Here is a 19,569-nt window from a genome sequence, read left to right as displayed (position 1 = left end):
GCTCGATCATGCTGCGTTGAAAACAGGCTCAGAATGCTCATTTACAACTTGTAAACTCCGCTTCTTCGCCTGCTTTCGCCTTGCCTGCTCTTCGCTCGCGACGTTTTCATGGCGCCTGCCTAAACGTCTGCTGATCGCCACCGGCCTGGCGCTGGGCCTGCTGGCCAGTGCCCATGCCGCCATCGACACCTACGAGTTCGCCAACGAAGCGGAGCGTGAGCGCTATCGCACCCTGGTCGAGGAACTGCGTTGCCCCAAGTGCCAGAACCAGAACATCGCCGACTCCAATGCGCCGATCGCCATGGATCTGCGCAACGAGGTCTACCAGATGCTCGAAGCGGGCAAGACGGACGCGCAGATCATCGATTTTCTCGTCGCCCGCTACGGTGACTTCGTCCTCTACAACCCGCCCGTGACCAGCCGCACGCTGCTGCTCTGGTACGGCCCGGCCGGCCTGCTGCTGATCGGTTTCGGCGTGCTCGGGGTGATCGTCCTGCGCCGCCGTGGCCAGAAGGCGCGCCCGGACAATGGCCTCAGCACTGACGAACAGCAGCGCCTCGCCGCACTGCTCGAACAAGCCTCTCAGGACAAGAAAGACCGATGATCGATTTCTGGTTGCCCGCCGGGCTGCTGTTGCTCACTGCCCTGGCGTTCCTGCTGATCCCCGTGCTGCGCGTGCGCAAGCTGCAGGCCGAGGAAGACCGTACCGCGCTCAACGTCACCCTTTATCAGGAGCGCCTGCAGGAGCTGCAGACGCAGCACCAGCGCGGCGTGCTCGACGATGCCGGGCTGGAAGCCGGCCGTGCCGAGGCTGCGCGCGAGCTGCTCACCGACACCGAAGGCGTGCAGCGCCGTAGCAGCGTGCTGGGCAGCAAGATTCCGCTGCTGGCGGCGATCCTGGTGCCGGTGCTCGGCGTGGGTCTGTACATGCACTGGGGCGCCCTGGAGCAATTGCAGCAGGCCCGCGAAATGGCTGCGCAGCAACCGCAGAGTATCGAGGAAATGACCGCCCGCCTGGAGCGTACGGTGGAGGAGCAGCCGGAGTCCGCCGAGGCCTGGTACTTCCTCGGCCGTACTTACATGGCGCAGGATCGTGCCGCCGACGCCGCCAAGGCCTTCGAGAAAGCGGTGGGCCTGGCAGGCCGCGCCCCCGAACTGCTGGGGCAGTGGGCCCAGGCGCTGTACTTCGCCAATGGCAAGCAGTGGAACGCGCAGTTGCAGGCGCTGACCGACGAGGCGCTGAAGGCGGATGCGGAAGAAGTCACCAGCCTCGGCCTGCTCGGTATCGCCGCCTATGAAAGCCAGCGCTATGCCGATGCCGTGCGCTACTGGGAGCGCCTGGTCGCGGTATTGCCCGAGCAGGATCCGTCGCGTGCCGCCATCGCCAGCGGCATCGAGCGTGCCCGTCAGCAGATGGGCGAAGGCGAGCAGGCCAGCGCCGCCGCCGCCGAGCCCGCGGCCAAGGTACAGGCCCTGGAGGTCGCCGTCTCGCTGGCGCCCCAGGTGCAGGCCCAGGTCAAGCCAGACGATGCCGTGTTCATCTTCGCCCGTGCCCTCAGTGGCCCACCGATGCCGCTGGCGGTCAAGCGCCTGAAGGTGTCCGACCTGCCGGCGCAGGTCAGCCTGTCCGATGTCGATGCGATGATGCCGGAGTTGAAGCTGTCGCGTTTCCAGCAGGTGCAACTGGTCGCTCGTGTTTCGCGCGCTGGCAATGCCACCCAGGGCGAGTGGACGGGGCAGGTCGGGCCGGTTTCCAGCACCGCTCGTGATGTGCAGAAGCTGCTGATCGACAGCCCCGAGGCCAAGGCACAATGAAACGGCTGGCGCTGCTGTGCGCGCTGAGCCTGGCGCTGGTTGGCTGTGCCGGCCTGCAGCCAGGGGCGCCGGGTTCTTCCGTGCCTGAAGTGCAGCAACCGGCGCACCCGCGCTACGCGCCGCCGCCCGGGGTCAGGAGCCACTGGAGCCCGGCGCTGGGCGTCTATGTGGTCGAGGGCGCGCGTGATCTGTTCTACCGCGAGCGTATCTTCTACCGCTGGAATGGTGGCTGGAGCTGGTCGCCGCAAGCCGGTGGGCCCTGGACGGAAACCGACAGCTCCGGCATTCCGCCGGGCTTGTTTCGGCATTATCAGAATCGCTGAGGCGAAACCCGGCAAACACCCGATATGACAACGGCGCCTGCGGGCGCCGTTGTCATCTCTGCTGAGTCCGGCTCAATGCGCCCAGATCAACCCCACCAGCAGATAGCTGAGCACCGTCACCAACAGCACCCCGAACAGGTTGAGGGCGAAGCCGGCCTTGATCATCGACTGGATGCGCATGTGCCCGGTGCCGAACACGATGGCATTGGGCGGCGTCGCCACCGGCATCATGAAGGCGCAGCTTGCAGCGATGGCGGCGGGAATCGCCAGCAGCTCGGCAGGCATGCCCTGCGATACCGCCAGTGCGCCCAGCAGGGGCAAGAAGGCGGCCGCGGTGGCGGTGTTGGAGGTCACCTCGGTGAGGAAGATGATCACCAGCACCACCACGCCGATCATCGCGATTACCGGCAGCGCCCCGAGGGCGCCGAGGCTCTGCGCGATCCACTCGGCCAGGCCGGTGCTGCGGATCACTCCGGCCAGGGACAGGCCGCCACCGAACAGCAACAACACGCCCCAGGGCAGTTTGCTGGCGCTTTCCCAGTTCATCAGGAACACGCGCTGCTTGCTGTCCACCGGAATGATGAACAAGGCCAGCGCCGCGGCGATGGCGATGCTGGTGTCATTGACCCCTGACACCCACTCGCCGATCAGCGGCTGGAATACCCAGGCCAGTGCGGTGATCACGAATACCAGGGCCACCAGTTTCTCGCCACGGCTCAAGGGGCCGAGCTCGGCCAGCTCGCTGCGGATCAGTTGCGTGCTGTCGTGCCCGGCCAGGTTGAAACCGCCACGGGTCAGCCACCACCAGATGAATACCAGCATCAGGCTCGCCACCGGCAGGCCGAGCAGCATCCATTGGCCGAAGCCGATCTGCACGTCGTAGTTCTCTGCCAGGAAGGCTGCCAGCAGGGCATTGGGCGGCGTACCGATAAGGGTGGCGATACCGCCGACGCTGGCGGCATAGGCGATGGCCAGCAGCAGGGCGGTGGCGAAACGTTCACGCTCGGCGTTGCTGGCAGCCTGTTCGCCCGCCAGCAGGCCGATCACCGACAGGCCGATGGGTAGCATCATGATGGTGGTGGCGGTGTTGCTCACCCACATGCTGAGAAAGGCGGTGGCCAGCATGAAACCGGCGATCTGCCGGCTCGGCTTGCTGCCTACTGCCAGCAGGGTCATCAGGGCGATGCGCTTGTGCAGGTTCCAGCGCTCCATGGCCAGGCCGAGGATGAAACCGCCGAGGAACAGGTAGATGGTCGGGCTGGCATAGGGGGCGGTGGCAGCGTTGAGGCTGTCGATGCCCAGGGCGGGCACCAGCAGGATCGGCAACAGCGAGGTGGCCGGAATCGGAATGGCCTCGGTCGACCACCAGGTGGCCATCAGCAGCGTCAGGCCAACGGTGGCCCAGGCGGTGGCAGACAATCCGCCGGGCGGGTCGGTGATCAAGCACACCAGCAGTAGCAAGGGCCCCAGGATCAGACCGATCCAGGCAGCCTTGGCCGGTGCCGTGGCATTGTTGGTGGTGACTGCCATCAGGCGCATCCTTCAGCTAAAAAGGCGGTGTTATAGCTCAGTGAGCGCCTTTCAGACCACGCATGGAGCCCATGGTTTTACTTCAAGCTGTGTCCACGTCCTCATGCTTGCGACTGAACAGTGGCCCTCCGCAACGGTTGCAGAAGGCTGCGCTGTGTTCGTGAAAGGGTTTGCGGCAGTGCGGGCAGTCATGTTCCATCGAGCCGTCCTGGCGCATGGCGTTGGCCAGCTCGGCGGTGAAGATGCCAGTGGGCACGGCGATGATCGAATAGCCGGTGATCATCACCATGGTCGCCAGCATCTGGCCCACGGGTGTCTGTGGGGTGATGTCGCCAAAGCCCACCGTGGTCAGCGTCACCACCGCCCAGTAGATGCTGATGGGAATGCTGGTAAAGCCGTTGCTCGGCCCCTCGATCACGTACATCAGCGCGCCGAACACCGTGACCAGGGTGGACACAGTGACCAGGAACACCACGATCTTCTGCCGGCTGCCGCGTAACGCCACCAGCAGGAAATTGGCCTGGTTAAGGTACTGGCGCAGCTTGAGCACGCGGAAGATACGGATCATGCGGATGGCGCGGACGATCATCAGGTACTGCGCATCGGCGAATACCAGCGCCAGGATGGCCGGCAGCACGGCGAGCAGATCCACCAGGCCGAAGAAGCTGAAGGCATAGCGCATGGGCTTGGGTGAGCAGTACAGGCGCAAACCATATTCGATGGCGAACAGCGCGGTGAAGAACCACTCCAGCGTGCTGAACAGCTCGGCGTGCTGGCTATGGAAGCGCTCGACGCTATCGAGCATCACCACCACCAGGCTGGCCAGGATGGTCACCAGCAGCCAGTTGTCGAAGCGCTGCGCTGCCGGTGTGCTGGTCTCGAAAATGATGATGTAGAGGCGTTGGCGCCAGCTCTGCTGCTTATCCATGGCCATGTCCTGAGTGGGCGAAGGGGCACAGCCTAGGCAGGAAGCGGCTGGCTGAGCAAGGGAGGGAGTGTCTGTCGGGTTTCCCCTCCGGTGTGACGAGCGGTCGAGCACAACGGCCGAACGAATGGTCGCCTGTTCCTGTCCTCAGCAGACACACTCATGATCAGGAGGCAGTATGCGTATCACGCTCCCAACGCTCGGCTTCGGTGGCGCGCCGCTCGGCAACATGTTCAAGGCGGTACCCGAAGACCAGGCTCAAGCCACCCTGGCAAACGCCTGGCAGGCCGGTATTCGCTACTACGACACCTCACCCCATTACGGCGCGGGATTATCGGAAATGCGCTTCGGCAAATTGCTCAGCGGCAAGCCGCGCGACCAGTTCGTGCTCAGCAGCAAGGTGGGCCGGCTGTTGCAGCCAGCCGATCAGCCCGAGAACGCCAAGCCCTTCACCCAGGAGCTGCCCAACCGTCGGGTGATCGATTATTCGGCCGACGGTGCGCGGCGCTCCATCGAGAGCAGTCTGCAACGACTGGGTGTGGATCGCCTCGATGTGGTGTTCATCCACGACGTTTCCGAAGACCAGCACGGCCCCAAATGGCGCGAATACTTCGCCGAGGCCATGCAGGGAGCGGCGGTGGCGCTTACCCGCATGCGCGAAGATGGCATGATCCGTGGCTGGGGTCTTGGCGTGAATCTGGTCGAGCCCTGTCGTCTGGCGCTGGAGCAGGCCGACCCGGATGTATTCCTGCTGGCGGGACGCTACACGTTGCTCGATCACCGTGAAGCGCTGGATACCCTGTTTCCCGAATGCGCCCGGCGTGATGTCGGTATCGTCGTCGGCGGGCCGTTCAATTCGGGGGTGCTGGCCGGCGGCGAGCATTATGAGTACGACCGCATCCCCGAAGATATCCGCCGCAGAACCGAGCAATTGCAGGCGCTGGGCGAGCGCTTCGGTGTCGATATCCGCGCGGCGGCCATGCAGTTCTGCCTGGCCAACCCGGTGGTGCAGTCGGTCATCCCCGGTACCGCCACCCCGGCTCGCCCGGCGCAGTATGTGAGCCTGCTGGAGGCGTCGATCCCCGCAGACTTCTGGCAGGCCCTACGTGAGCAGGGCATCCTGCCCGAGGATGCGCCGTTGCCACGCTGATTCAGTGTTGCTGCTCGGCCAGTGCCTGCTGGTAGATCGCCAGATCGCTGGCCGAGAAGCAGCAGAACAGCACTTCATCGATCCCCGGATGGCGGGGCAGTTCCTCGTGAACCGTGATCACGGCCAGGCGGGCCGCAGCTTCGATGGGGTAGCCGTAGATGCCGGTGCTGATGCTGGGAAAGGCAATGGAGCGGGCGTTGCATTCGGCAGCCAGGTGCAATGCGTTGCGATAGCAGGCTTCCAGCAGGGCGGGTTCACCCTCGCTGCCGCCGCGCCAGACCGGCCCGACGGTATGGATGATGAACGCGGCGGGCAAGCGATAACCGCGTGTGCGTTTGGCTTCCCCTGTTTTGCAACCGCCGAGTAGCCGACATTCGTGCAGCAGTTCGCTGCCGGCCGCGCGGTGGATGGCGCCGTCCACGCCACCGCCACCCAGTAGCGAGGTGTTGGCAGCATTGACGATGGCATCGACCTTCAGCGTGGTGATATCGGCATGGATAGCCAGCATTCGAGCGCTCATTGACGAACTCCTGCTTTCGTTCAGCGGTGACGGTATGCAGCTAGCAGGCTGTTGAAAAACTACCTCGGCTTTGGCTTCCTGCGTCGCTCTACCTCCTGCATCCATGCAGTCGTCGCCTACGTTTTTCAACGGCCTGCTAGTGCCGCAGGTTCAGCCACGCAGGCCATGGCAATGTTACACGGAGCCCCCATTGCTCCCTGGCGTTCGCGCGCTCCGATGTGCCGTGGCGCCGTGTTGTTCCCCTCACGAAAATTTGACAAGGCACCGTCCATTTCATAATTTCTGCCTCTCGCAAACGTTTGCGTATCGATAAGAACGACAATAACCACGGAGTACTCCCTCATGTCCGGTTTCCGTCCTGCCCGTCTCTGCGCTGCCATCGCCCTTGGTGCCGCTGCCCTTGTCAGTTTTTCCACCGTGCATGCAGCCGAAGGCGAGCCGCCGCGTGTGGCGCTGGTGATGAAGTCTCTGGCCAACGAGTTCTTCCGCACCATGGAGGATGGCGCCAAGGCCTATCAGAAGGAACATCCCGATCAGTTCGAGCTGGTCGCCAATGGCATCAAGGATGAAACCGACACCTCGGCGCAAATCCGCATCGTCGAGCAGATGATCGTTTCCAAGGTCGATGCCCTGGTCATCGCGCCCGCCGATTCCAAGGCGCTGGTGCCGGTGATCAAGAAGGCCAGCGACGCGGGCATCAAGGTGGTCAACATCGACAACCGCCTCGACCCCGAAGTGGTCAAGAGCAAAGGCCTGGACGTGCCGTTCGTGGGCCCGGACAACCGCAAGGGCGCGCGCCTGGTGGGTGAATACCTGGCCAAGGAAAAACTCAAGGCCGGTGACGAGGTCGGCATCATCGAAGGCGTTTCCACCACCACCAATGCCCAGCAGCGCACTGCCGGCTTCAAGGACGCCATGGAAGCGGCTGGCATGAAGATCGTCAGTGTGCAGTCCGGTAACTGGGAAATCGACCGTGGCAACGCCGTGGCCTCGGCCATGCTCAACGAATACCCGAACCTCAAGGCACTGCTGGCCGGTAACGACAGCATGGCCCTCGGCGCGGTGTCCGCCGTGCGTGCGGCGGGCAAGAAGGGCCAGGTGCAGGTGGTGGGCTACGACAACATCAATGCCATCAAGCCGATGCTCGAGGATGGCCGTGTACTCGCCACCGCCGACCAGTTCGCCGCGCGCCAGGCGGTGTTCGGCATTCAGGCGGCGCTCAAGCTGGTCAAGGGTGAGCCGACCGACGCCAAAGAGGGTGTGATCGAAACTCCCGTCGAACTCGTGACCAAACCGTGACCCACGCGGTAGTGGCCGGCGAGACCGTTCTCGCCGCCCGCAATATCGGCAAGACCTACGCCCAGCCGGTGCTGGGTGGGGTCGAGCTGGAGCTACGCGCCGGTGAAGTGCTGGCGCTGACCGGCGAGAACGGCGCCGGCAAGAGCACCCTTTCCAAGATTTTCTGCGGCCTGGAGCAGCCGACCACGGGCTCTTTGAGCTTTCTCGACCAGCCCTACGCGCCGGCCAGCCGCCGCGAGGCCGAGCGCCTCGGCGTGCGCATGGTGCTGCAGGAGCTCAACCTGCTGCCCACCCTGACCGTGGCCGAGAACCTGTTTCTCGACAACCTGCCCAGCCGCGCTGGCTGGATTGCCCGTGGTCGCCTGCGCGAGATGGCCCGTGAGGCCATGGCCCGGGTTGGCCTGGAGGCCATCGACCCGGACACACCGGTGTCGGCGCTGGGCGTCGGCCATCAGCAGATGGTGGAGATCGCCCGCAACCTGATCGGTGACTGCCGCGTGCTGGTGCTGGACGAGCCTACGGCCATGCTCACCGCCCGCGAGGTGGATCTGCTGTTCGAGCAGATCCAGCGCCTGCGCGACGCCGGTGTGGCCATCGTCTATATCTCCCACCGCCTCGAAGAACTGGCCAAGGTGGCGCAGCGCGTGGCCGTGCTGCGCGACGGCCAACTGGTGGCGGTAGAGCCCATCGACCGCTACAGCAGCGACGAGCTGGTCACCCTGATGGTGGGCCGCGAGGTCGGTGAAGCCATCGACCTGGGGGCGCGGCAGATCGGCGCGCCGCTGTTGCAGGTCAAGAATCTCAGCCGTCGTGGCAAGGTCGACGATGTGTCGTTCAGCGTGCGGGCAGGGGAGATCTACGGCATTTCCGGTTTGATCGGCGCCGGCCGTACCGAACTGCTGCGCCTGATCTACGGCGCCGACCGTGCCGACAGCGGCGAGGTGGCCATCGGCAACCCTCCTGTGCCGGTGCAGGTGCGTTCGCCCGCCGAAGCGGTGCGCAACGGCATCGCCCTGATCACCGAAGACCGCAAGGGCGAAGGTCTGCTTCTCGGCCAGCCGATTGCCGCCAACCTGGCGCTGGGCAACATGCCGGCGGTTTCCCGGCACGGCGTGCTGCGCCCGGCGGCGGAGCAGGCGCTGGCGCAGCGGCAGATCGATGCCATGCGCATCCGTTGCAATGGTGGCCAGCAAGCCGTGGTCGAGCTGTCCGGTGGCAACCAGCAGAAGGTGGTGATTGGCCGCTGGCTGGAGCGCGACTGCCAGGTGTTGCTGTTCGACGAGCCGACCCGTGGTATCGACGTTGGCGCCAAGTTCGAGATCTACGGCCTGCTTGGCGAGCTGGCGCGCCAGGGCAAGGCACTGGTGGTGGTGTCCAGCGATCTGCGTGAGCTGATGCTGATTTGCGACCGTATCGGCGTGATGTCGGCCGGTCGCCTGATTGAAACCTTCGGCCGCGATGACTGGAGCCAGGATCGTCTGCTGGCTGCCGCATTTGCCGGCTATCGCAGCCGCGAGGCCTTGCTCGGCGAGGCCGTTCCCCCGTTACAGGAGCTTTCCCGATGACCACTTCGTCCGCCACTGCCAGCAAGCGCAGTGGTACTCACCAGGGGCTGGGCACTTATTTGGGCCTGGCTGGCGCGTTGCTGGCGATGATCGTGCTGTTCTCGACCCTGAGCAGCCACTTTCTCTCTTACGCCACCTTCACCACCCTGGCCAACCAGATTCCCGACCTGATGGTGCTGGCGGTGGGTATGACCCTGGTGCTGATCATCGGCGGCATCGACCTGTCGGTGGGCTCGGTGCTGGCCCTGGCGGCAGCCGTGGTCAGCGTCGCCACCCTTGGCCTCGGCTGGGGCATCCTGCCCGCCGCGCTGCTGGGCATGACCTGCGCGGCATTGGCCGGCAGCGTGACCGGCATCATTACCGTGGCCTGGGGCATTCCCTCGTTCATCGTCTCCCTCGGCGTACTGGAGATGGCCCGTGGTGTGGCCTATCAGCTTACCGACTCGCGCACCGCCTATATCGGCGATGCCTATGCCTGGTTGTCGACGCCGTTCGCTGCCGGCATCTCGCCGTCGTTCGTCATCGCCTTGCTGGTGATCGCGGCCGCGCACCTGCTGCTGACGCGCACCGTGTTCGGCCGTTACCTGGTGGCCATCGGCACCAACGAAGAGGCCGTACGCCTGGCCGGCATCAACCCCAAACCCTACAAGATTTCCGTATTCGCCCTGATGGGCCTGCTCGCCGGCCTGGCTGCGCTATTTCAGATTTCCCGTCTGGAAGCGGCTGACCCGAACGCCGGTTCTGGCCTGGAATTGCAAGTGATCGCCGCCGTGGTGATCGGCGGCACCAGCCTGATGGGCGGCCGTGGCTCGGTGATCAGCACCTTCTTCGGCGTGCTGATCATTTCCGTGCTGGCCGCCGGCCTGGCGCAGATCGGCGCCAGCGAGCCGACCAAGCGCATCATCACCGGGGCAGTGATCGTGGTGGCGGTGATCCTCGACACCTATCGCAGCTACCGCGCCAAGCGTCGGGCCTGAGCGCGCATGGCCACCATCAAGGACGTCGCCGCACTGGCCGGTATTTCCTTCACCACGGTGTCCCACGTGGTCAACGGCACCCGCCCGGTGAGCGATCAGGTGCGGCGCAAGGTGGAGGCGGCCATCGCCGAACTGGGCTACGTGCCCAGCGGCGTGGCGCGCTCGCTGCGCGTGCGCGCCACCGGCACCATCGGTCTGCTGGTGCCCAACGCCAGCAACCCCTATTTCGCCGAGCTGGCGCGGGGCATCGAAGACCACGCCGAGCGCAACGGTTACAGCGTGATCCTGTGCAACTCCGACGATGACGGCGACAAGCAACTGCGTTACCTGCGGGTGCTGCTGGAGCGACGTATCGACGGGCTGATCGTCGCCACCGTGGCCAGCGACCCGGCCTTCGTCCAGGCGCTGGCGGCGGTAAAGGTGCCGCTGATGCTGGTCGACCGTTCCCTGGACGGGGTGCAGGCCGATCGCGTGCAGGTCGACCATGAACTCGGCGGTTACCTGGCGACCCGGCATCTGCTGGAACTGGGGCACCGGCGTATCGCCTGCATCGGCGGGCCCGCCAGTACCCAGGTGGTGCAGTTGCGCGCGGCCGGTTACCGACGCGCCCTGAACGAGGCGGACATCGAGGCGTTGCCGGTGGTGGACTGCGCCTTCACCAGCCCGGGTGGGCACGCCGCTGCGCAGGCGCTGCTGAACAGCGCCGATGCACCCACGGCGATCTTCGCCGGCAACGACATGATCGCCCTCGGCGTGCTGCGCGCCGCTGCCGAACGTGAGGTGAGGGTGCCGCAGCAGCTCTCGCTGGTGGGCTTCGACGATATCGAGGTCAGCCGTTACCTGCATCCGGCGCTGACCACCGTTGGCCAGCGCATCGGCCAACTTGGCGAGCAGGCCGCCGAGCGGTTGCTGGCGCGGGTGCGCGAGCCTGGGCTGCCGGCCGAACAGCATGTGGTCGAACCGACCCTGATCGTCCGCGAGTCCAGCGCTGAACATTATTCCAGTGGGCGCAAGGCGCCCTGAGGCAGAGGCAGATGCAAGGCAAAGTGCTGGTGGTCGGCAGCTTGAACATGGATCTGATCGTGCGGGCGCCACGCCTGCCGCGTGGCGGCGAGACCCTGGCCGGGCACGATTTCTCCACCGCCGCTGGCGGCAAGGGGGCCAACCAGGCCGTGGCCGCCGCGCGGCTTGGCGCGCAGGTGGCGATGATCGGTTGCGTCGGGGCTGACGCATACGGGCAGCAACTGCGCAGCGGGCTGATCGAAGAGGGTATCGATTGCGCGGGCGTCGAAACGGTTGATGGCGTACCCACGGGTATCGCCTCGATTCTGGTGGATGATGCCGGGCAGAACGCCATCGTCATCGTCGCCGGTGGCAATGGCGCGCTGACGCCTGCGCATCTGGAGGCCCAGCAGCACTTGCTGGCCGCAGCGCAGGTATTGATCGTGCAACTGGAGGTGCCGGATGCCTGCGTCGAGGCCGCCATGCGCATGGGCCGCGAGGCCGGCTGTACGGTCATCCTCAACCCGGCGCCCGTGGCCGGGCCGTTGCCGGCGCACTGGTACGCCATGGCCGATTACCTGATCCCCAATGAAAGCGAGGCCGCCGCCCTGACCGGCATGCCGGTGGATTCGCCGCAGTCGGCGCAGCTTGCCGCGCATAGCCTGTTGCAGGCCGGCGCTTGCCGCGTGCTGATCACCCTTGGCGCGCAGGGCGTGCTTTATGCCGATGCCGAGCAACAGAGGCATTTCACCGTGACGCCGGTGCAGGCCGTGGACACCACGGCAGCCGGCGACACCTTCGTCGGCGGTTTCGCCGCTGCCCTGGCGGCCGGCCAACCGCTGTCGGCGGCCATCGCTCTGGGCCAGCAAGCCGCAGCCCTGGCGGTGACCCGGCCAGGTGCCCAGCCTTCGATCCCTTATCGTCACGAGTTGCCCGCATGAAGAAGACCCCGCTGCTCAACGCCGAACTCTCCGCCGCCATCGCCCGTCTCGGCCATGGCGATGTCATCGTCATCGGCGACGCCGGTATGCCGGTGCCGCCCGGCACGCCCTGCATCGACCTGGCGCTGACCGCCGGCGTGCCGGATTTCGTCACCACCCTGAAGGTGCTGCTCAGCGAAATGCAGGTGCAGGGCCATCTGCTGGCCCGCGAAACTCTGGAGGTGGCGCCACCAGCGCTGGCGGAGATCGAGGCGTTGACGGCAGATGGCGAGCTGGGCGAGCGGCAACTGCTCAGCCACGACGAACTCAAGGCGGCCTGCCGCACGGCGCGCGTGCAGATCCGCACGGGTGAGTGCCAGCCCTACAGCAATATCGCCCTGATCGCTGGCGTGACTTTCTGAAGCCTTTGGGGGATTGAGCGGGGCAGCGGCCCGAAGCCTGTGTTTACAGGGTTTCTTCTGCGATGAAATCCGTGGGCACATGGCTGGTCAGCCACACCCCGTTCTCTGCCTGATAGAAGCAGAAGCCCTGCGCATGCATGCGTTGCGCCGCAACCTTCAGCACCACAGGTTTTCCATAACGCTGGCCGACCGCAACGGCGGTGGGGATGTCTTGCGACAGGTGGACATGGTGGCGCGAGCCTGGGATCAGGCCCTGTTGTCGAATCGATTGGAGAAAGCGGGTTGCCGTGCCGTGGTAGAGAAACTCCGGTGGCGTCCTTTCGACGTGTTGCAGGCTCACGCTGCTGGTTGAGTGGCCCTGGACTGCACGGATGCGCAGGCCATCGGCGGAAATGCTGAAGCGCTTCTTGTCGCTGCTGTCGACCACCGCCTGGATCAGGGCCTTGTCCAGGGCTCGCCCAGCGTTGGCTGCCCCGCTTATCAGCGACTCGAGATCGGCCCAACCTTCGCTGTCGAGTCGCAGGCCGATGGCTTGTGGCTCATGCCTGAGCACGTAGCTGAGAAACTTGCTGGTTTCGTTGAGTCGTTTGCTATCCATACGCTTTGTCATCTCCAGGGTGAGACGGGGCTGCTCGTCAGGCCATCAATCGCCGCTTACCCGCTCGCTGGACGCCGGCGCAGGTGCGACCTCGCAGCCCTTGAGCACCAGGCGGATGATGGTCTGCGCGGCGGCTTCGTAATCGGCATCGTCGAGCTTGGCCTTGCCGGTGACCACGGAAATCTGCCAGTCGAAATCGGCGTAGGTCTGGGTAGCCGCCCAGATGCTGAACAGCAGGTGGTGCGGATCCACACTGGCCATCAGGCCCTGGTCGATCCAGCGCTGGATGCAGGCGATGTTGTGGCTGGCCTGGGCGTTGAGCTGTTCGGTCTGCTGAGGCGACAGGTGCGGTGCGCCATGCATGATCTCGCTGGCGAATACCTTGGAGGCATGCGGCAGTTCGCGGGAAATGCGGATCTTCGAGCGGATGTAGGCGGTGAGCACTTCGCCAGGCTGGCCCGGCTGGTTGAACGGGGCCGAGGCGGCGAGCAGGGGCTCGACGATGCTTTCCAGCACCTCGCGGTAGAGGTTTTCCTTGGACTTGAAGTAGTAGTAGACGTTGGGCTTGGGCAGCCCGGCCTTGGCGGCGATGTCGCTGGTCTTGGCGGCGGCGAAGCCCTTGTCGGCGAATTCCTCGCTGGCGGCGCGCAGGATCAGCTCTTTGTTACGCTCGCGAATGCTGGTCATAAAACCCTTGATTTCCCTGGCCACCGAAGGGCACCTCTAAAAACTACCTGCTGCCATCGCGGCGTTAAAAACAGGCTCGTGCGCGAGTCCGAGCTAGGCGCCCCCATCAGAATGCTCATTTACAACACGTAAACCCGAATGCGGGCCCAGTGCTTTCTTCGCCTGTTTTTGCGGGGCCGCCCTCGGTATTGCGCTGACTGCCTCGGCTCGGGCTTCCTGCTTCGCTCTACCTCCTGCATGCAGTCGTCGTCTACGTTTTTAGAGGCGCCCCGAAGGGTGGTCGGGCATGGTAGCACTGGCCTTTGCGCGGCCTCAAGGCGAGGGGGCGTGCGGCTGCTTAGGCCGCATTCGGTCAACCGCCGCAGAGGCTTTGCGTTTTCCTCGAGATGCCGTTTCGGCTATGGCCGAGTGCCGTTGCCGGCTCGCCACGATGGGGCGATAGCCTCTAAACTCTGCTTTCTACCTCGCATTCTCTGGAGTCCGGCTTTGTCCAGCACCCAGCTCGTCGACCCCTTCGGTCGCCGCATCACCTATCTGCGTCTGTCGGTGACCGACCGTTGCGATTTTCGCTGCACCTACTGCATGAGCGAGGACATGGTCTTCGCGCCGCGCGCGCAGATCCTCACCCTGGAGGAGCTGTACACGGTGGCCGACGCCTTCATCGGCCTGGGGGTGAAGCGCATCCGCATCACCGGGGGCGAGCCGCTGGTGCGCAAGAACCTGCTCAGCCTGCTGCAACGCCTGGGGCAACGCGAGGAGCTGGAAGACCTGGCCATCACCAGCAATGGTTCGCAGCTCTGCGAGTTGGCGCCGCAGTTGCGTGCGGCCGGGGTCAAGCGCCTGAACATCAGCCTGGATTCGCTGCAACGCGAGCGCTTCGCCGCCTTCACTCGGCGTGACCGCCTGCCACAGGTGCTGGCGGGCATCGAGGCGGCGCGTGCGGCAGGCTTCGCGCGGATCAAGCTCAACTGCGTGGTGCAGCTTGGGCGCAACGACGACGAAGTGCAGGACATGGTCGAGTTCGCCATGGCCCGTGGCCTGGATATCAGCTTCATCGAGGAGATGCCGCTGGGCAGCGTGGTCAGCCATAGCCGCGAGCAGACCTTCTGCAGCAGCGACGAGGTGCGCCAGCGTATCGAACAGCGCCATGCCCTGGTGCGCAGCAGCGCCAGCACCGGCGGGCCGTCGCGCTATTGGCAGGTGGCGGGCAGCGATACGCGCATCGGTTTCATCTCGCCGCACAGCCACAACTTCTGTGGCGACTGCAATCGCGTGCGGGTCACCGCCGAAGGCAAGCTGGTGCTCTGCCTGGGGCATGACGATGCGCTGGACCTCAAGCGCCTGCTGCGCAGCCATCCGGGCGACAGCGAGCGCCTGCGCCAGGCCTTGGTCGATGCCTTGCGCCTCAAGCCGCAGCAGCACCACTTCGCCAGCGACGAGCAGGTGCAGGTGGTGCGCTTCATGAGCGTCACCGGCGGCTAAGGGGCACCTCTAAAAACTACCTACGTTGCCATCGCGGCGTTAAAAACAGGCTCGTGCGCGAGTCCGAGCTAGGCGCCCCCATCAGAATGCTCATTTACAACACGTAAACCCGAATGCGGGCCCAGTGCTTTCTTCGCCTGTTTTTGCGGGGCCGCCATCGGTATTGCGCTGCCTGCCTCGGCTCGGGCTTCCTGCTTCGCTCTACCTCCTGCATCCATGCAGTCGTCGCCTAAGTTTTTAGAGGTGCCCTGAGGCGCCGGGTCGCCAGACCCGGCGCAGGCCTGCTTCAGCTACGGAAGCGAGCGCAGGCGGGCAGGTACTGCATCATCAGGTAGTAGCTCAGCCCGGCGGGCAGCAGGCTGGCGTACCAGGACACCGCCGGCAGGCTCAGGGCGACGCCGGCGCCGAGCAGCGAGGCGGCGATGGCTGCGTAGTTCACCCCGCGATAGGGGCCGTTCTCGTCGTACAGCTTGGCGATGTCCAGTTGCCGGCGGCGCAGGATGAAGTAGTCCACCACCATCACCGCGAAGATCGGGCCGAGAAACGCCGAGTAGGTCTGCACGAAGATCTGCAGGCCCGCCGAGGACTCATCCTTGACCAGCTCCCAGGGGAAGGTGGCGAAGGCGAGCAGGCCGACGATGACGGTGGCGCTGCGAAACGGCAGCTTGAACACGTCCATCAGGATGTAGGTGGGTGGCACCACGTTGTTCAGCACGTTGGTGGTCACCTGGGCGAAGGCGATGAACAGCAGGGTGATGATCAGCAGGGGCGTGTTGTCCACCGCGTTGGCGAACACCTGGATCGGGTCGTTGACCCCGGTGGCGCCGGACACCATCAGGCCGATCAGGCCCATGAACAGGGTGCAGGGCAGGATCGACATGGCGTAGAGGGTGGTCAGTAGGCCCGGGCCGCTGCCTTTCTTCAGCTCGCGGGAATAGTCGCTGACGTTGAGCATCATGGTGCTGTAGATGCCCAGAAAGAGCATGGTGGCACCCCAGAAGGGCAGGCCCCAGGTGCCCTCGATGTTCACCAGATTGACCATGATTTCGTCGCCATAGCGGTTGATCACGCTGTAGAACATGTACACCAGGGAGAACAGGATGAACACGCTACCGACATTCTCCAGCCACTTGATGCCCTGGAAGCCGAAGATCGACAGGCCGATCTGCAGGAACTGGAAGACGATGAAGTAGAACACCAGACTGTCGAAGCCGAACATGGAGGCCGACACGGTGTTGATCGCTGCGGCGCCGATCCAGCTCTGGAAGCCGTACCAGACGATGGCCGGCACCGCCCGTACCAGGCCGGGAAAGCGCGTACCGGCAAAGCCGAAGGCGCTGCGCGCCTGCACCATGAAGGGAATGCCGTACTTGTAGCCGGCGGCGCCGTTGATGGCCAGGGCGATGCCGATGATGAAGCAGCCGATGGCGATGGCCAGGGTCGCCTGCAGCAGGTTGAGGGTGCCGACGATGCTTGAGCCCATGGCGAAGGTGCCGATGGACACACAGCCGCCGAACCAGGCCAGCAGGTAGGACATCCGGCCCATGATGCGGGTCTGCTGTGGTGCCAGGGACTCCGCGCCAGCAGCCTTGCTGGCGATTGGTTGCTCAGGGTAATCGAGTGCTTGCGAGACGACGTTTTCACTGTTCATTGCAGGAGCCTCTCAGGAGGGATCAGAACGGTTTTTCTTGTAATTGTCTTGTCGTGCCCTAGCAGGCTGTTGAAACTACCTACGTTGCCATTGCTGCGTTAAAAACAGGCTCAAAATGCTCATTTACAGCTCGTAAACTCCGCTTTTTCGCCTGTTTTTGCCTTGCACTGGCTGCCTCGCCTACGTTTTCCAACGGCCTGCTAACTCGGCAGGGGCCATGCGCCTGCGGCTCGATGAGCCGAGGCTTGTATCGGGTATCAACTGCCCGAGAGGTAATCGAACTGGCCGCTGAAGGCCTTCGGCCGTGGGAAGTCCAGGTCGCCATGCTTGCTGGTGCCCAGGCCCAGGCTGACCAGCGATTCGGCCAGCTTCACCGCCGCCGTCACGCCCTCGACCACCGGCAGGCCGACGGCGTCGCTGATCTGTGCGGTCAGGTCGGCCATGCCGCCGCAACCGAGGACGATGGCGCCGATGTTGTCTTCGGCCTTGGCCCGCAGGCATTCGTCGATGATCCGTTGCAGGGCGCTGTCACCGTCGTCTTCCAGATCCAGCACCGGAATCTCGGCGGCGCGCACGCGTCGGCAGTGATGGGCAAAGCCGTAGTTCTGCAGCAGGTGCTCGGCGATGATGCCGGTACGGCCCAGGGTGGTGACGATGGAGAAGCGCGTGCTGATCAGGGTGGCCATGTGGAAGGCCGCCTCGGCAATGCCGATCACCGGGGCACGGGTCAGCTCGCGCGCGGCGAGCAGGCCGGGGTCGCCGAAACAGGCGAGGATGTACGCGTCGGTACCCTCGCGCTCGCCGATGCGCACCTCCTCGAGCACACCGACGGCACTGATGGCCTCATCGAAATGGCTTTCTATCGAGACCGGCCCGCTGACCGGGTTGCTCGCCACGATCTGCGTGCCCGGTGCGGCGATACGGCTGGCCGCCTCGCCGATCTTCTCGGTCATGCTGGCGGTGGTGTTGGGGTTGATGACGCGAATCTTCATGAGGGCTCTCGTTTCGGTGAGTGGGCGTGCGGCGCCGGTTTCAGACCGGGGCGTCGGCGTTTTTCAGGGCGCGTGCCTGGCCGTGCATCAGGCCGTAGTGCAGCAGGGCTCCGAGCAGGGCGCCGAGCAGCCAGGCATAGCCCGAGAGCTGCGCCAGTGCCGGCATCCAGACGGTGGAGACGGAGAACAGCGAGGCGGCGGCGAAGGCGATCAGCGCCTTGCGGTTCCAGCCGCCGTCGAAGTAGTAGGCGCTGTCGGCTTCGGCGCTGAATAGCTGTTGCAGGTCGAGCTTGCGCCGACGCACCAGGTAGTAGTCGGCGACGATGATGCCGTACAGCGGCGCCAGCACCGCGCCCAGGGTGTCGACGAAGGCGGCGATGCCGACATTGCTGATGAAGGCTACCCACAGCGCGCCGATGAAGAAGGCGATGGCGGCGGTGATGAAGCCGCCGGTGCGCGCGCTGATGTGGGCCGGTGCCAGGTTGGCCAGGTCGTAGGCTGGCGGGATGAAGTTGGCCACCAGGTTGATGCCCACGGTGGCGGCGAAGAAGGTCAGCGCGGCGATGATGGTCAGGGTCAGGTTGTCCACCCGCGCGACGATGTCGGTGGGGTTGGTCAGCGTCTCGCCGAACACCACCACGGTGCCGGCGGTGATCACCAGGGCGATCAGCGAGAAGAACGCCAGGCTCACCGGCAGGCCGAGGAAGTTGCCCAGGGTCATCTGTTTCTCGCTTCTGACGAAGCGGGCGAAGTCACCGTAGTTGATCACCACTGCGGCGAAGTAGGCGACCATGGTGCCGACCACGGCGAAGAACGCCGCCACCGGACCCGCCTTGTACTCACCGGTACCGGCGAAGATGTTGCCCAGTTCACTGAGCAGGCTCGGCCCGGCCTTGTACCAGATCAGCAGCATCAGCGCGATCATGACCACGTACACCAGCGGCCCGGCCCAGTTGAGGAAGCGGGTGATCCAGCTCATGCCGCAGACGAACAAGCCAACCTGGAACAGGCAGACGATCACGTAGGACAGCCAGCCGATGGCGGTCAGGCCCAGGTACATGGCAGGTGCTTCGGGTTGCAGCAGCGAGTTGAGCAGCAGCGCCACGGCGGTGGAGGCGAAATAGGTCTGCACGCCATACCAGAAGATGGCGACGATGCCACGGATCAGCGCGGGGAAGTTGGCGCCGCGCACGCCCATGCTGGCGCGGGCGAACACCGGGAAGGGAATGCCGTACTTGACGCTGGGCTTGCCGGTGAGTTGCACCAGGCCCATGACGATGAAGCCGGCGAGCACGATGCCGGCCAGCACCGTCCAGCCATTGAGCCCGTAGGAGATGAACAGGGTGGCGGCCAGGGTGTAGCCGAACAGGCTCTGAATGTCGTTGGACCAGACGTTGAAGATCTCGAACCAGCCCCAGGTGCGTTTCTCCGGGGCGAGCGGGGCGAGATCCTCATTGTGCAGCGTCGGGTCGATGTGCTGGATGCGGAACTCTTCGGCGGTGGACATGGCAGCTCCCTGATTGTTGTTGTGCCCAAGGGCGTTTAGGCCACCTCAAAAAACTACCTGCGTTGCCATCGCTGCGTTAAAAACAGGCTCAGAATGCTCATTTACAACACGTAAACTGCGCTTCTTCGCCTGTTTTTGCCTTGCGCTGCCTGCCTCGCCTACGTTTTTAGAGGTGCCCTTAGGAGGTTTGTCTGCAGTTTCCGT

19 protein-coding genes are annotated in these 19,569 nt (G+C 64.7%); 11 read left to right on the top strand and 8 right to left on the bottom strand.

Features of this window, described 5'->3' with window-relative positions:
- Positions 1–127 precede the first annotated feature (127 nt).
- The 3 genes from PVE35_RS16605 to PVE35_RS16595 are packed head-to-tail and all read left to right on the top strand — an operon-like array spanning position 128 to position 2,138.
- Complete coding sequence (locus PVE35_RS16605) at positions 128–604, top strand: cytochrome c-type biogenesis protein (protein ID WP_268184344.1); 477 nt, start codon at positions 128–130, stop codon at positions 602–604.
- A complete protein-coding gene (ccmI, locus tag PVE35_RS16600; RefSeq protein WP_277372425.1) occupies positions 601–1,815 on the top strand; it encodes a c-type cytochrome biogenesis protein CcmI in 1,215 nt (404 codons plus the stop codon). The genes PVE35_RS16605 and ccmI overlap by 4 nt, the downstream gene beginning before the upstream one ends.
- Positions 1,812–2,138, top strand: coding sequence for a hypothetical protein (locus PVE35_RS16595; protein ID WP_277372424.1), 327 nt, complete (start codon positions 1,812–1,814; stop codon positions 2,136–2,138). Before ccmI ends, PVE35_RS16595 begins: the two co-directional genes overlap by 4 nt.
- Positions 2,139–2,210: 72 nt before the next feature.
- Here PVE35_RS16595 and PVE35_RS16590 read toward each other — a convergent pair whose 3' ends face one another.
- Positions 2,211–3,668: a DASS family sodium-coupled anion symporter gene (locus PVE35_RS16590; RefSeq protein ID WP_277372423.1), complete on the bottom strand. Its 1,458-nt coding sequence runs from the start codon at positions 3,666–3,668 to the stop codon at positions 2,211–2,213.
- Positions 3,669–3,750: 82 nt separating this feature from the next.
- Entirely contained in the window at positions 3,751–4,596 is an 846-nt protein-coding gene (locus tag PVE35_RS16585; protein ID WP_277372422.1) for an ion transporter, read from the bottom strand.
- Between the two features lie 175 nt (positions 4,597–4,771).
- Here PVE35_RS16585 and PVE35_RS16580 point away from each other — a divergent pair, with 175 nt between their 5' ends.
- The gene (locus tag PVE35_RS16580) at positions 4,772–5,743 is read left to right on the top strand and encodes an aldo/keto reductase (protein ID WP_277372421.1); all 972 of its coding nucleotides are present in this window, start codon (positions 4,772–4,774) and stop codon (positions 5,741–5,743) included.
- A gap of 1 nt (position 5,744) precedes the next feature.
- Here the strand turns inward: PVE35_RS16580 and PVE35_RS16575 are convergent, their stop codons facing one another.
- Positions 5,745–6,263, bottom strand: coding sequence for an O-acetyl-ADP-ribose deacetylase (locus PVE35_RS16575; RefSeq protein WP_277372420.1), 519 nt, complete (start codon positions 6,261–6,263; stop codon positions 5,745–5,747).
- 342 nt (positions 6,264–6,605) lie between these two features.
- Here PVE35_RS16575 and PVE35_RS16570 point away from each other — a divergent pair, with 342 nt between their 5' ends.
- Genes PVE35_RS16570 through rbsD form a run of 6 tightly spaced genes read left to right on the top strand, consistent with a single transcriptional unit; the run spans position 6,606 to position 12,448 of the window.
- On the top strand, positions 6,606–7,562 hold the full coding sequence (locus PVE35_RS16570) for a sugar ABC transporter substrate-binding protein (protein WP_277372419.1): 957 nt from the start codon (positions 6,606–6,608) through the stop codon (positions 7,560–7,562).
- 11 nt (positions 7,563–7,573) lie between these two features.
- Entirely contained in the window at positions 7,574–9,127 is a 1,554-nt protein-coding gene (locus tag PVE35_RS16565) for a sugar ABC transporter ATP-binding protein (protein WP_277374901.1), read from the top strand.
- On the top strand, positions 9,124–10,104 hold the full coding sequence (locus PVE35_RS16560) for an ABC transporter permease (RefSeq protein WP_277372418.1): 981 nt from the start codon (positions 9,124–9,126) through the stop codon (positions 10,102–10,104). The genes PVE35_RS16565 and PVE35_RS16560 overlap by 4 nt, the downstream gene beginning before the upstream one ends.
- A gap of 6 nt (positions 10,105–10,110) precedes the next feature.
- On the top strand, positions 10,111–11,127 hold the full coding sequence (locus tag PVE35_RS16555; RefSeq protein ID WP_277372417.1) for a LacI family DNA-binding transcriptional regulator: 1,017 nt from the start codon (positions 10,111–10,113) through the stop codon (positions 11,125–11,127).
- Positions 11,128–11,138: 11 nt separating this feature from the next.
- Complete coding sequence (rbsK, locus tag PVE35_RS16550) at positions 11,139–12,047, top strand: ribokinase (RefSeq protein WP_277372416.1); 909 nt, start codon at positions 11,139–11,141, stop codon at positions 12,045–12,047.
- On the top strand, positions 12,044–12,448 hold the full coding sequence (gene rbsD / locus PVE35_RS16545; RefSeq protein ID WP_277372415.1) for a D-ribose pyranase: 405 nt from the start codon (positions 12,044–12,046) through the stop codon (positions 12,446–12,448). Before rbsK ends, rbsD begins: the two co-directional genes overlap by 4 nt.
- Positions 12,449–12,491: 43 nt before the next feature.
- On the opposite strand, the gene PVE35_RS16540 is transcribed toward rbsD, so the two are convergent.
- A complete protein-coding gene (locus PVE35_RS16540; protein ID WP_277372414.1) occupies positions 12,492–13,046 on the bottom strand; it encodes an RNA 2'-phosphotransferase in 555 nt (184 codons plus the stop codon).
- Between the two features lie 45 nt (positions 13,047–13,091).
- Complete coding sequence (locus PVE35_RS16535; RefSeq protein ID WP_268178193.1) at positions 13,092–13,733, bottom strand: TetR/AcrR family transcriptional regulator; 642 nt, start codon at positions 13,731–13,733, stop codon at positions 13,092–13,094.
- 486 nt (positions 13,734–14,219) lie between these two features.
- Between PVE35_RS16535 and moaA the strand changes: the two genes are divergently transcribed.
- Complete coding sequence (gene moaA, locus PVE35_RS16530) at positions 14,220–15,215, top strand: GTP 3',8-cyclase MoaA (protein ID WP_277372413.1); 996 nt, start codon at positions 14,220–14,222, stop codon at positions 15,213–15,215.
- 286 nt (positions 15,216–15,501) lie between these two features.
- On the opposite strand, the gene PVE35_RS16525 is transcribed toward moaA, so the two are convergent.
- From PVE35_RS16525 to PVE35_RS16515, 3 genes are all read right to left on the bottom strand, one after another.
- Positions 15,502–16,866 (bottom strand): NCS1 family transporter, encoded by a 1,365-nt coding sequence (locus tag PVE35_RS16525; RefSeq protein WP_277372412.1) that lies wholly within the window; start codon positions 16,864–16,866, stop codon positions 15,502–15,504.
- Positions 16,867–17,123: 257 nt separating this feature from the next.
- Complete coding sequence (locus PVE35_RS16520) at positions 17,124–17,858, bottom strand: aspartate/glutamate racemase family protein (RefSeq protein WP_277372411.1); 735 nt, start codon at positions 17,856–17,858, stop codon at positions 17,124–17,126.
- Positions 17,859–17,898: 40 nt separating this feature from the next.
- Positions 17,899–19,365: an NCS1 family nucleobase:cation symporter-1 gene (locus PVE35_RS16515; protein WP_277372410.1), complete on the bottom strand. Its 1,467-nt coding sequence runs from the start codon at positions 19,363–19,365 to the stop codon at positions 17,899–17,901.
- Positions 19,366–19,569 lie beyond the last annotated feature (204 nt).

Source organism: Pseudomonas sp. AA-38 (assembly GCF_029457475.1).
In the GTDB taxonomy this organism is placed as follows: Bacteria; Pseudomonadota; Gammaproteobacteria; order Pseudomonadales; family Pseudomonadaceae; genus Aquipseudomonas.
This window is presented reverse-complemented; position numbering and strand designations above follow the sequence as displayed.